This window comes from Staphylococcus ratti, assembly GCF_020883535.1.
GTDB lineage: Bacteria > Bacillota > Bacilli > Staphylococcales > Staphylococcaceae > Staphylococcus > Staphylococcus ratti.
Genome location: NZ_CP086654.1, coordinates 1,123,175 through 1,136,181, shown reverse-complemented (window position 1 = coordinate 1,136,181; position 13,007 = coordinate 1,123,175). Strand labels below are relative to the sequence as shown.

At 34.4% G+C, this 13,007-nt stretch carries 15 protein-coding genes; 1 reads left to right on the top strand and 14 read right to left on the bottom strand.

The features are described from left to right. Positions 1–60: 60 nt before the first annotated feature. A complete protein-coding gene (gene lepA / locus LN051_RS05500) occupies positions 61–1,884 on the bottom strand; it encodes a translation elongation factor 4 (RefSeq protein ID WP_229293551.1) in 1,824 nt (607 codons plus the stop codon). A gap of 240 nt (positions 1,885–2,124) precedes the next feature. Here lepA and rpsT point away from each other — a divergent pair, with 240 nt between their 5' ends. Beyond that, positions 2,125–2,373 (top strand): 30S ribosomal protein S20, encoded by a 249-nt coding sequence (gene rpsT / locus LN051_RS05495; protein ID WP_229293550.1) that lies wholly within the window; start codon positions 2,125–2,127, stop codon positions 2,371–2,373. 156 nt (positions 2,374–2,529) lie between these two features. On the opposite strand, the gene holA is transcribed toward rpsT, so the two are convergent. The 13 genes from holA to LN051_RS05430 all read right to left on the bottom strand — a co-directional run bounded on the left by holA (position 2,530) and on the right by LN051_RS05430 (position 12,801). Further along, positions 2,530–3,507: a DNA polymerase III subunit delta gene (gene holA, locus LN051_RS05490; protein WP_229293625.1), complete on the bottom strand. Its 978-nt coding sequence runs from the start codon at positions 3,505–3,507 to the stop codon at positions 2,530–2,532. Positions 3,508–3,592: 85 nt separating this feature from the next. Continuing rightward, the gene (locus LN051_RS05485) at positions 3,593–5,704 is read right to left on the bottom strand and encodes a DNA internalization-related competence protein ComEC/Rec2 (RefSeq protein ID WP_229293549.1); all 2,112 of its coding nucleotides are present in this window, start codon (positions 5,702–5,704) and stop codon (positions 3,593–3,595) included. Between the two features lie 117 nt (positions 5,705–5,821). Then, positions 5,822–6,289, bottom strand: coding sequence for a ComE operon protein 2 (locus LN051_RS05480; protein ID WP_229293548.1), 468 nt, complete (start codon positions 6,287–6,289; stop codon positions 5,822–5,824). An 85-nt stretch (positions 6,290–6,374) separates the two neighbouring features. Continuing rightward, positions 6,375–7,016 (bottom strand): helix-hairpin-helix domain-containing protein, encoded by a 642-nt coding sequence (locus tag LN051_RS05475; RefSeq protein WP_229293547.1) that lies wholly within the window; start codon positions 7,014–7,016, stop codon positions 6,375–6,377. 50 nt (positions 7,017–7,066) lie between these two features. Further along, positions 7,067–7,789: a class I SAM-dependent DNA methyltransferase gene (locus tag LN051_RS05470; RefSeq protein ID WP_229293546.1), complete on the bottom strand. Its 723-nt coding sequence runs from the start codon at positions 7,787–7,789 to the stop codon at positions 7,067–7,069. After that, positions 7,789–8,145: a ribosome silencing factor gene (gene rsfS, locus LN051_RS05465; protein ID WP_229293545.1), complete on the bottom strand. Its 357-nt coding sequence runs from the start codon at positions 8,143–8,145 to the stop codon at positions 7,789–7,791. The genes LN051_RS05470 and rsfS overlap by 1 nt, the downstream gene beginning before the upstream one ends. A 12-nt stretch (positions 8,146–8,157) precedes the next feature. After that, the gene (gene yqeK / locus LN051_RS05460) at positions 8,158–8,730 is read right to left on the bottom strand and encodes a bis(5'-nucleosyl)-tetraphosphatase (symmetrical) YqeK (protein WP_229293544.1); all 573 of its coding nucleotides are present in this window, start codon (positions 8,728–8,730) and stop codon (positions 8,158–8,160) included. Then, the gene (nadD, locus tag LN051_RS05455) at positions 8,723–9,289 is read right to left on the bottom strand and encodes a nicotinate (nicotinamide) nucleotide adenylyltransferase (protein ID WP_229293543.1); all 567 of its coding nucleotides are present in this window, start codon (positions 9,287–9,289) and stop codon (positions 8,723–8,725) included. The genes yqeK and nadD overlap by 8 nt, the downstream gene beginning before the upstream one ends. 2 nt (positions 9,290–9,291) lie before the next feature. Continuing rightward, positions 9,292–9,585 carry a ribosome assembly RNA-binding protein YhbY gene (gene yhbY, locus LN051_RS05450; RefSeq protein WP_229293542.1) on the bottom strand — a complete coding sequence of 98 codons (294 nt, stop codon included), beginning with the start codon at positions 9,583–9,585 and terminating at the stop codon, positions 9,292–9,294. A gap of 12 nt (positions 9,586–9,597) precedes the next feature. Continuing rightward, positions 9,598–10,401 (bottom strand): shikimate dehydrogenase, encoded by an 804-nt coding sequence (gene aroE / locus LN051_RS05445; protein WP_229293624.1) that lies wholly within the window; start codon positions 10,399–10,401, stop codon positions 9,598–9,600. Between the two features lie 12 nt (positions 10,402–10,413). Then, positions 10,414–11,514: a ribosome biogenesis GTPase YqeH gene (yqeH, locus tag LN051_RS05440; protein WP_229293541.1), complete on the bottom strand. Its 1,101-nt coding sequence runs from the start codon at positions 11,512–11,514 to the stop codon at positions 10,414–10,416. Between the two features lie 3 nt (positions 11,515–11,517). Beyond that, positions 11,518–12,042 carry a YqeG family HAD IIIA-type phosphatase gene (locus tag LN051_RS05435; RefSeq protein WP_229293540.1) on the bottom strand — a complete coding sequence of 175 codons (525 nt, stop codon included), beginning with the start codon at positions 12,040–12,042 and terminating at the stop codon, positions 11,518–11,520. 66 nt (positions 12,043–12,108) lie between these two features. Continuing rightward, positions 12,109–12,801, bottom strand: a complete 693-nt coding sequence (locus LN051_RS05430) for a 5'-methylthioadenosine/adenosylhomocysteine nucleosidase (RefSeq protein WP_229293539.1) — start codon at positions 12,799–12,801, stop codon at positions 12,109–12,111. Between the last annotated feature and the right edge of the window lie 206 nt (positions 12,802–13,007).

The window sequence follows — 13,007 nt, the reverse complement described above, 5'->3', positions numbered from 1 at the left end:
TCTCCTAACATACGGAAACTCCCAATCACAAAGTGACACCTGCAATTGGGAGTGAGCTTCTTACTCTTCGTCCATTTTTAACACTGCTAAAAAGGCATCTTGTGGAATTTCAACATTTCCTACAGCCTTCATTTTTGCTTTACCTGCTTTTTGTTTTTCCAATAATTTACGTTTTCGACTGATATCTCCGCCGTAACATTTTGAAAGTACATTTTTCCCCATTGATTTGATATTTGTTCGTGCGACAATTTTATGACCTACAGCAGCTTGAACTGGTACTTCAAATTGCTGACGCGGAATCAATGTTTTTAGTTTTTCAACAAGGGCTTTACCACGTTCGTACGCGAAATCTTTATGAACGATAAAGCTTAAAGCATCTACTTTATCACCATTTAAAAGAATATCCATTTTCACAAGATTACTTTCTTTATTTTCGATGAATTCGTAATCAAAAGAGGCATAACCTTTCGTGTTAGACTTTAATTGGTCAAAGAAATCAAAGACAACTTCTGATAACGGAAGTTCGTAAACGATACTTACTCGAATATCATCAAGATAATCCATATTTATAAACTGTCCACGCTTACGTTGACACAATTCCATAACTGCACCAACATAATCGTTTGGCACCATCATCGTCGCACGTACATAAGGTTCATAAACTTTTTCGATTTTATCACGTTCTGGCATTTGAGCGGGATTATCCACTTGAATTTTATCGCCATTTTTCAATACTACTGAATAAATTACTGATGGCGCAGTTGCAATCAATTCAATACCAAATTCACGTTCAATACGTTCTTGGATGATTTCCATATGCAACATTCCTAAGAAACCAGTACGATAACCAAAACCAAGTGCTTTTGACGATTCAGGCTCAAATTCTAAAGAAGCATCATTCAGTTGAAGTTTTTCGAGTGCTTCACGCAAGTCATTATAATCTTTGTTGTCAATTGGGAACAAACCACAATATACCATTGGATTCATTTTTTTATACCCTTTTAATGGTGCATCAGCTGGACGATCAAAATGTGTTATTGTGTCACCAACTCGAGAGTCATCAACGTTTTTAATACTAGCGATAATATAACCTACATCACCAACAGTAAGTTCTTCTACAGGAAGTTGCTTCGGCGTATTGATGCCTACTTCTGTAACTTCAAATGATTTACCGGTTGCCATCATCTTAATTTTGTCACCAGGTTTAACTACACCATCGACTACACGAATTGATGAGATAACACCGCGGTAAGGGTCATATTCTGAATCAAAAATTAATGCTTTTAATGGCGCTTCCGGGTCACCTTCTGGTGGAGGAACCATTTCAACAATTTTTTCTAATATTTCATCAATTCCAATATTGGATTTAGCACTTGCTAAAACCGCATCGTCTTTATCAAGTCCAATAACATCTTCAACTTCTTGCTTCACACGTTCAGGCTCTGCTGCAGGTAAATCGATTTTATTTATAACAGGGATTAACTCTAAATCGTTATCTAAAGCGAGGTAAACGTTGGCTAATGTTTGTGCTTCGATACCTTGCGCAGCATCGACTACAAGTATTGCACCTTCACAAGCAGCTAAAGAACGTGAGACTTCATATGTAAAATCGACGTGTCCTGGTGTATCGATGAGATGAAATGTATACGTTTCGCCATCATTTGCTTCATACTTCAAACGTACTGCATTTAGTTTTATTGTAATGCCACGTTCACGCTCTAAGTCCATTGAATCTAATAATTGAGACTGCATTTCACGTGCTTCAACAGATTTTGTATTTTCTAGTATACGGTCTGCTAAAGTAGATTTTCCGTGGTCAATATGAGCAATAATTGAAAAGTTCCTTATATTTTTACGTCGATCTAAACGTTCTTTATTATTCATCGTATCCTTCTCACTTTCTCGTTCTTCCTTATTATGAATGACATCTTTGATATGATAACGTTTTTAGCCTATAATTGCAACATTTGCAATGCTTAGTGAGCTTTAGCGTGGAATTGCAAAATTACGCTAAAAATGCATGATTCGTTGTAAATAATGATTGCACAATGATATGAGTTTTGATAGAATAAATTTTGTTGTAATCAAAACCTTTTGATCATAAGTTTTTAGGAGGTGCTCTATATGCCAAATATCAAATCTGCTATTAAACGTGTGAAAACAACGCACACAGCTGAAAGCAAAAACATTTCTCAAAAGAATGATATGCGTACTGCGGTTAAAAACGCTAAAACTGCTATCGAAACAAATGCTGATAATAAACAAGAATTAATTAACAGCGCTATCAAAAAGATTGATAAAGCTGCGCAAAGTAATTTAATCCACTCTAATAAAGCGGACAGAATGAAATCTAAATTAATGTCAGCAAAATAAAAAATACTGGAGTTATCTCCCGTATGAAACTGTCTACAAAGTACAACACTTTGTAGACAGTTTTTTTGTACCGCTAAAATATCAATCAATATCTAAAAACACGTTGCCTATTTCGTAAATAACGCCGTTGTAAAATAAACGGCGCACAGTATGGATTTATAATTTCAAAATAAACAGCTCTAAAATTAACACTTTGTCCATGTATGAGGATTTTAATTGATAATCTGCTTCAGCACATGCATTAATTTTATCTAGTAATGTTTCTAAAGAATATTTCCGAGCTTGTCGCAGCGCAAGTTTAACACGATAAGGGTGAACCCCTACCGTCTTGGAAATTTGTTGCTCAGAATAGCCTTTTTGACTTAATATCAAACTTTGATAAAACAGCCTATAATGACTTGTTATTAATGCTAATAGTTTGATGGGCTCTTCTTTTAACTGGATTAAGTCTTTCATTAACACTATTGCTTGCGCTTTTTGTGATTTTTGTATGTACTCTGTTAACAAAAACACATTTTGCTCTAGGCTTCGATTGACTATTGCTTTAACGTCCTCCAAATTAATCGTAGGTCTATCTCCTATGTAGAGCAATAGCTTGTTTAATTCTTGCATAATAATTTGATAGTGGATTCCAGTTAATGTTAAAAATTGATCTAATGCATCCTGTTTAATATCTTTATAGTTATCATTTAAATATGCATGTATCCATTGTTTCATTTCTTGCTCAGATAGTTGTTCAACTTTTTTTAATGTCGCTTGTTTTTTCAGTACTTTAACAACCTTTTTACGTTCATCTAACTTTGTAGCATTAACTTGAAATATGATAAGTGTATCATCAGCATACTTTTCTAAAAATTCAATAATGATGTCAATATTTTGTTGTTGTTCTTTCGCTACTTTTTCCCCTGTAAAAATATATGCATTTTGAACCAATACGACTTTTTTATCCGAAAATAAAGGTAAAGTCATTGCCTCTTCGATAATTTGATGGAAATTCGCTTCATATAAATTAAATTTAACGAAATTAAAATCGTCTTTAGGTTCTTTATTTAAGTATTTATCAATGAGTTGATTGGTTTCCTTTTCTACAAGTTCAGGAACGTCACCATACACTGCATAAATATGATTAGACATCATAAACTCCCTCTCTTCAAACAAGTAGAATTATTATAACATGATGTCGAATGATTATACATTTTATTATATGAGAATTTAAAGGTTAATTCGCATTCGTAAGTTGAAATCGTTTATCAGGGTTTATATTAAACTGAATTGTTAAATTTTGATTATCTGCAGTATTATACGTTTTGACGTCATGCTGCTTTAATCTCGTTAAAACTTCTGGATGTGGCAACCGATATAAGTTATTTTTACCACTTGAAATTAGTGCATATTCCGGTTTGATTTTCGAAATAAAGTTTTCAGAAGTACTTGTTAAACTCCCATGATGCCCCACTTTCAATACATTAATTTTAGGGAGTGGATAAGCTTTGAGTAATTTTTCTTCATTTTCAATGGTTGCATCTCCCATTAATAAAATATGTGTCTGATGAATGAATGCCAATGTGATTACAGAATGATGATTCGGGTTGTCACTATCAGGAATCGTTGCGTTCAAAAATTGAAAATAAAAGTCGCCTAATGAAAGTTGTCCTAAATCAAAAGCAGAGTGAATACGCGCATTTTCATCGTTCGCAACGCTTATAACCTCTTGCAATTTATCACGATCAAAATGGTTAGAGTTAATAATAATATTTCTAATTGTTGTGAGTCGTGCTAAGCGTTCAAGTTCCCCCATATGATCAGCATGTGCATGTGTAATTAAGACATAATCAATATGTGTGACCCCTTTTTGTTTTAATGTCGGATAAAGCTTTCGTTCTGTAACTGTAGACTGACTTTTATTTTTAAGATGTTCTATTTGTCCTCCAGTATCGATGAGAAGTGTTTGATGATTGCTAGTTTTAAATAAGATCGCGTCCCCTTGTCCAACATCGATTAAAGTCATCTCGTTCTTACCAGTTGGTTGATAAAATAGAGAAAACAAAACAACTGTAACTGTGAAGCATAAAAGCTGTTTATATCGCCTTTGTACTAATAAATAAAGGCTTATAAAACAACCTACACTTAATAAACAATAGCCTATCTCGCCATAATTTGGTATGACCCAATGAAAGTTGGCTAATGGTTTACTTAAATGTAGCAAATGATTTTGGAAAAAGAAAAGGCCTTTAATAATAAAAGTAATCGATTTCAGTAAAAAAGGAGCAAACAAAGCAAGTGGAATGGTAATAAAAGCAAGCGGAATAATGATTAAGCTATATAGAGGGACAAAGTATAAATTAGTCAAGATACCTTGCCATTGCACTTCATTAAAGTGATGATAACTAATTGGAACAGTACCGTAAAATGATATGATGCTTGTTAACACGACAATATTTATAAGAGGTTTTTGAACATAAAGCTTTTGCATAAGTAGCAATATAAAACATATTGTAAAAGAAAATTGAAACCCTAAATGATAATGAAGTTCCGGCGAGTGTAAAGTTAATATAATATACACAAATGCTAAAATTGAGATACCTTTGACCATAATTAATTTTGAGAATATAAGTGCAATACATGTCATAAGAACTGCCCGTTGTGCGCTTGGCGCCTCCCCTGCAAAAATTAAATAACAAGGCAAGAGTAATAATACAATCAATTTCGCAAAAACAACTGGCATTGGCAATCGTTTTAAAATCTGATAAAGTATGCCTACTAAAACACCAACGTGTGTACCACTTACCGCAAATAAATGAGAAATCCCTAGTTGTCTAATAAGCGTTAATTCATCTTTATTGATGTATTGTATATTACCCGTAGCTAGAGCAATAAGTTTATCCTTTCCTAAAATATTACTGGATAGCATATTTTCAGTATATTTATTTCTCATAAGACGAACATTATCGAGCCAATTTGGATGGTGCGGTATACAATCTTGAAAATGGATGGATTTAACATTGAAATATGCGTATTGTCCTGGAAAATTAGAGGGCTTATACTTTCCTTTAAATGTACATGTATGCAGATGGAAGAATTCAGAAGATGGTATAGGTGCAGCTAGAGGTTGAAATACTTTTAATTGTAACTTTTCTTTGTCAATAGTCTCAACAAGTGCGGTTACACCTTGTTTGTCAGATATAGGTAAGGTAATAAATTTAATACTTTTGACTATCATGGTGTCATTTGTTGCAGTGTTGACATTGAGCTTGTCTTTGTTAGATGTTAATGCATGAAATTCAATAAAAAAGCCTATTGAGAAAGTAAGCACACAACTCATAATCATCATTAAAGAAAAGCGTTTAATAAGTATACTGCATGTTAAAATACAAAAAATAAAACATGCAGTATATAAATGGTGTACTAAAAGTTGGCCAATAATAAAGTAGCAAAGTATATACTGCATTTAAGTTTTTGAGTCCAAAATGTATTTTGCAATGTCTTCAGGATGAAAAGGAACGCGCTCAAATTTAACGCCAGATTGTTTTAGCAGTTGAATAGCGTAAGGATGGTTACGATAATTTTCTGCATAATATATTGTCTTAATCCCAGCTTGTATCATCGATTTTGTGCAATTGAGACAAGGAAAATGCGTGACATATATTGTTGCCCCCTCTGTAGAGACGCCTTGCTTTGCACATTGTAGTAGCGCGTTCATTTCAGCATGAATTGTTCGAATACAATGGCCTCCCTCAATGAGACACCCTTCGTCAATACAATGTACTTCACCAGCCACCGAACCGTTATATCCACCGGCTATAATTCGATGATCTTTTATAATTGTCGCTCCGACAGATAAGCGTGAGCACGTAGAGCGTAATGCGAGCAAATGTGATTGGGCCATAAAATATTCATCCCATTGAATGCGTTCCATAAGTTCACCTCATTTTGAATCTATTCCATATCATTATAACGTAAAATAAAACTTTCAGGTGATAGCTGTTTAAAATTCATAATGATTAGACAACAAAATAGTCTTTTAACCTTTCGAAAGTTTTTTCACCAATCCCTTTGACCTCTTTTAAATCCTCCACCGACTTAAACGCGCCCTTTTCATCACGATACATTATAATAGCTTGTGCTTTAGAAGGTCCGATACCTGGAACTTCCACTAAATCAGATTCTTTAGCTAAATTTAAATTGATCGGTTGCTGTTCGGATGAGGTGTGCTGATCATTCGAAGCTGACACCATTCCTTCTGTTGCAATTTCACCTTTTTTAGGAATGTAAAACATTTTTTGATCTATTAATTTTTCTGCTAAGTTAATTTGTGATAAATCTGCATTTTCTAGTATACCTGCTTTAGCTAATAAGTCTTTTACACGTTGGTTTGACTTCATCTCGTATGTTTGAGGGCGTTTCACTGCACCTTTTACATCAACGATAATGTCTGTAATTGGTGGTGTGTCACCTTCAGAAGTATTTTTCGTTTGTTGAAAAGATTGTAGTTGATTAACTTCTTTAGGAGGTGCTACATCCGCAGTTTCTTTTGAATAATTATAGCCTAACGTAATTAGCGCAATAAACATTAAAAACATCACTACTGCAAGGAAAACTGTTGTTTTTGGTTGTTTTAATATATCTTGAATACGCTCATACACATGTAAAAACCCCTTTCACACTATTACACGTGTAAAAGAGGGTGATTACTTTATTTAGTGGCTACAAAAAATAGTCGGTCACTATCTTTGTTTTGATTTTGTGTATCAAAATCGTAAAAGGTTTGAATATTTTTGAAACCGATAATTTCTAACATTGTTTCATATTGAGCCTTTTCTAGGGTACGTTGAAATTGTGATTCATCTAATCTATCATACGTCCCTGAGGTATTTTTACTGAAAAAAGTCAAATCATGCCAAACACTAAAAGGAAGCTCTCCCGGTGTCGTTTGCCAAATTAGCGTAAGGTCTTCGCGATCATCCATATATAATTGATTACAAAATTGTGTTTGGATTTTATGAATGGTGTGCACATCAAACATGAAAACGCCTTTATTATTAAGGTGATGATATACATGATTGAAAGTTGCCATAATATCTTCTTCAGATGTAATGTAATTCAACGAGTCACAAAATATTGTGATGACATCAAAGGTCGTTTCTGCATTGAAGTCGGTCATATCTCCTTGAATCCAAGTCACATTTTGCGCTTTATGTTTGGCAAGTTGTATCATTTCTCCACTCAAATCCATTCCCCATACGTCAGGCGTAATAGAAGTAAGTTGACATGTTAAAGTGCCAGTCCCACACCCGATATCTAAAATGCGATGAACGGCTAAGTCAGACGTAAAATGCTGAACTATATATAACCAGTTATGATAAGGTTGGTCATCAGTGAGAACGTCGTAAAATGCACTTAAATTCTGGTATGACATTAGGCTTTTACAACCTCTTCATAGTTATACATTTCAGCGTCATGATACAATTTTTCAAGGTTATAATGTAAACGTTCGTCTCTTAAGAAAACATGTACAACAATATCTGCTAAATCAACAAGTATCCATTTAGCTTCTTGATAACCTTCCATGCGCTTAACTGTAACGTCATGCGCTTCAGCAACATCTTTTACCGCTTTAGCTATCGCTTGAACTTGTCTTTCATTATTCCCATGACAAACAACAAAATAATCTGCAATGTCCGAGATTTCTTGCATGTTTAAAGCAATAATGTTCTCTGCTTTTTTATCTCCTGCCGCTTCTACAGAAAGCGTTAATAATTCATATGCGTTCATTTAATCATCCTTTTATTTTGAATCGTTAAAGTTATAATAATTTAAACAATCAATCGTTGTTTGATAAACATTGACGTCTTTTTTAACTAAATACAAGACTGTACGTTTAGAAATTTCATAAATGGTTTTATCAAGCCCTATACCACCATATACCATATCGCGTATCTCTTCCACACCTTTTGTCGTACGCCTAGGTTCGATATAATCTGCGATAAAGACGATTTTTTCATTTTTAGTCATTTGCTGACGTCCTGTCGTATGATGAGCAATAGCTAATAAAACGTCTTCATCATTTAAATGATATTGGTGTTTCATAATCGCCGCACATACGGGCCCGTGTAAGATTTCTGAACCGTAACTCAATAGTTTAGAGTCAAGCTCATATTGCGTTACATTTTGATACATCGATGCGAGATCATCATATTTACAGAAATCATGGAGTATACCTGCTAATTCTGCTTTCTCTGCATCTCCCTCATATTGCTCTGCCAACTTCACAGCAGTTTCTGCTACACGGAGTGAATGTTCAAAACGTTTTTTAGGTAATTTTTGTTCAATCAATTCAATTGCGAAAGATTTATCCATATAAATCCTCCCTTTTTATATAATGTTCAACATTTAATGGCACCCACATATGAATGGTTTTGCCTGATTTTCGACGCTGCCGAATTTCAGTTGAACTGATTGCCATTTCTGGTATTTGTACTTGAATTATTGATGCATCTTTTATCGTATGTTGAGGTTGCCTATTGACAACAATAAAAGTGACAAACGTTTTGAGTTCATCAATTTTATACCATTTCGACAACTGTTCATATTGATCTGTGCCAATGACAAAATACAATATATCATCAAGGTGTTCTTTTTTTATGATTTTTAAAGTGTCATACGTATAGCTTTGGCCTTTACGTTCAACTTCATCATAGCGAATGGTACCAAAGCTTAAATTTTCAATCACGCATTTAATCATTTCTATACGATGTTTCACATCAATCTGGTTTTCGTGATGTTTTAATGGTGATTTATAACTTGGTAAAAAATAAAAAATATCTGGTTGAATTGCCTCATTTACCATTGTCGCAACCATTTCATGCGCGCTATGAATGGGGTTGAATTGGCCTCCATAAATGACGATCTTTTTCATAGTTAAGGCAACTCGATCGTTTTATTATTGATGGATTCTTTATATAGTACGATCATAGAACCAATCTGTTGTACAAGATGACTTTCTGTTGATTCACTTAATTGTTGTGCCAATTCTGATTTATCTTCAAAGTTGTTTTGTAAAATGTGGACTTTAATCAGTTCACGTTTTTCTAAAACATCTTTAATTTGTTCAACCATATTTTCATTAATACCTGATTTTCCTATTTGAAAAATTGGATCAATATGATGGGCTTCACTTCGTAAATATCTCTTTTGTTTCCCAGTTAAAGTCATAATAGCCTCCTATTAAACATTTAATTTATTTAAAACCGATGTTCTCATCGCATTGATATTTGCATCCATAGCGGTCCAAATATTAAAACTCTCTGCCCCTTGATACACAAACATATCTAAGCCATTATACGTATCATAACCGTGATGTCGTGCATTAGCCAAGAAAGGCGTTTCTAAAGGCGTATAGATAATATCGCAAACCAGTGCGCGCTTTTTCAAACGCTCAAATGTGAGTATGCTATCATTTGAATCATACATACCAAGCGGTGTTGTATTGATAATAATATCAAATTGATCAGCGATATTTGTCACCTCAGAAAGTGGCACTGCATTAATGTTAAAAGTCCACGTTTCAAAGCGGGACATCGTTCTATTTGCAACAAAAATAGGTTGTGTTGTTTTTTGCTTTAATTGATACGTGATACCTTTACTCGCGCCACCAGCACCAAGTATCAAAATTTTAGCGTCTTTTAAAGAACCATAATAAGATTCAAGCCCTTTTACAAAACCAATACCATCTGTATTATAGCCTATCCATTTACCGTTTTTAATTTTCACCGTATTCACTGCGCCCATTTCTTTCGCTTCATCTGAAATATCGTCAAGATATGGAATGATGCGCGCTTTATGCGGAATAGTAACATTAAAACCATCTAATTCACGTTCACTTATAATCTCTCTAATATGTTGAAAATGTGATTCTGGTATATTAATTGCTTCATATTGATAATCTAGATTTAATTTTTTAAAATTGGCGTGATGCATTAGCGGTGAAAGTGAATGTTTGATTGGATGACCTATCACTGCAAATTTCATCATGTGCACTCCTTACATAATCGACGGTCGTAACGTCACATCGACTGATTTTGGAACAATAACACGAAATGCGGCACCTTCATCAATTGTGATGAATCCTAATCCAGAAATCATAACATCTTGCTTACCCGAAGTCGTTGAAAGGGTCACTGTTTTTAAATTTTCTAAGTCATATAATTTTGGATTGGATGGCGGCGTTAGTAGCGTGCCGAGTTTTTCTTGCCACAAACGCTCAGCATTTTCTGTTTTAGTTCGATGAATATGAAGTTCATTAGAAAAATAACAAATGAGCGGACGTTTTCCACCCGATTGATAATCTATACGTGCAAGCCCTCCGAAAAACAATGTTTGACCTTCATTGAGTTGATAGACACGTTGTTTAATTTCTTTTTTAGGCATAATCGTATTTAGCTCTTTCGGCGTAACAAGATGTGTCATTTGATGTGCTTGGATAATGCCTGGCGTGTCATACATATCGCTTTTTTCATCAATAGGAATATCAATCATATCCAAAGTTGTTCCAGGTATACGTGAAGTAGTTACCACATCTTTCTCCCCTACACTTTGTTCAATCAATTTATTGATAAGCGTAGACTTTCCGACGTTCGTTGTGCCGACAATATAGACGTCTTGCCCTTGACGATGCTTTTCAATGGATGCCATTAAGTCTTCGATGCCATAATTTTTAGCCGCAGAAATCAACACGACATCATCTGCGTGTAGACCATAGTTTTTGGCGGACTGTCTAAGCCACTCTGTTACGCGACGTTTATTAATTTGTTTCGGCAACAAATCAATTTTGTTAGCTGCTAAAATAATTTTCTTGTTACCAACAATGCGCTTGATGGCATGGATGAAAGAACCTTCAAGATCAAAAACGTCTACCAAGTTAACGACAATCCCTTTTTTGTCAGACAGTTTATTAAGCAATGTTAAAAAATCATCGCTTTCCATACCGACGTCTTGAACTTCGTTATAATGTTTTAATCTAAAACAACGACGACAAATTACATCGTCTTTAAAAAGACTTGATTCAGGAACGTAGCCTGGTTTATCTTTATCTTCGGATTGTAAAGTTGCGCCACAACCAATACATTTTAAATCATCTGTCAAATGTTATTCCTCCCAATTAATATAACCTTTTCTTTTGAAGTAATTTAATAAACGACGTTCAATCATGCGATTCAGCTTTGTTGCAAAGCCATCTGAATTTTTAACTGGTACGACCATAATCGTGTACAAACCGTTATGATTTCCTCCAAACACATCAGTTAACATTTGGTCACCAATAATCACTACTTCCTCTTTGTTTAAATCCATTTGTTGTATAGCTTTATTCAAAGATTTACCTAAAGGTTTACGCGCTTTAAAAATATAATCTACATTAAGTGAGCTCGAAAAGGATTTTACGCGCTGTTCATTATTATTCGAAACAATTGTAACTTTAATGTTACGCTCACTCAACCCTTTAAACCAAGCCTCGACGCCAGGAGTAGGGTTAGCCTCATCCCATCCAACTAATGTATTGTCGAGATCAGTAATCACACCTTTAATATTTTTTTCTTTCAATGCATCAAAGTCAATTTCATGAATCGATTTAACATATTGATTTGGTAAAAATAAACGCCTAATAATCCCCATGTTCATCCTCCACATTTTTAAGTTCATTCGTATAATTATAGCATAAATGTATAATGCTGAATATTTTTATTGATTTAATTTTGCAACTAGCGCAGTAACCATTTGACTTGAAGATTGAGAAGCGACTTTTAAAAATGCCTCAAAAGTCATTCCTGCATCCGCATCCGCAAGGTCTGAAATGGCACGCGTAACGATGAATGGTACACTAAATTGATAACATGTTTGCGCAATCGCTGCTGCTTCCATTTCGGCAGCCATTGCATTTGGAAAATGTTGCAGTATTATAGAACGTTGTTCATTAGTTCCAATAAAACTGTCACCAGAAACGATAAGCCCCTCTCTAACAGGTTGCTCAAGTGTGTTTAATACGTCATTAACGTGATGAATCAAGTTTTGATCTGCTTTATAGGTTTCAGGCATTCCAGGGATTTGTCCTATTGAATAGCCAAACGCGCGTGCATCAGCATCGTGATAAGCCACCTCTGTGCTCACAATGACATCTCCTAAAGCCATTCCTGACTGTAAGCCCCCCGCTGAACCTGTATTAATAATACAATCCGGTTGAAATTGTTGTATGAGTATCGTTGTAGAAATCGCAACATTCACTTTTCCGATGCCACTTTGAGTTAAAACCACGTCTGTATGATTTAATTTTCCTTTATAAAAAACAACATGTGCTGTTTGTAAAGTCTCTACATCACTCATTTGTGATTTTAAAATCGCGACTTCTTCTTCCATTGCACCTATAATTCCAATCATAATTGTCCTCCTTGATGTCTCTTTATATTCGTTGTCAATTTTATCATACCCATAAGTGAGATGAGAATAAAAAATGTACCCGAGTATCTTGAATCATGCCATGCATCCATGTATTGTAGCTTCTATATTTTAAAAAACTAGCCTCAATAATAGACGACTAACTTTTTGAACATAAAAAACTCCATTCAAAGTTTCATGTATACTTT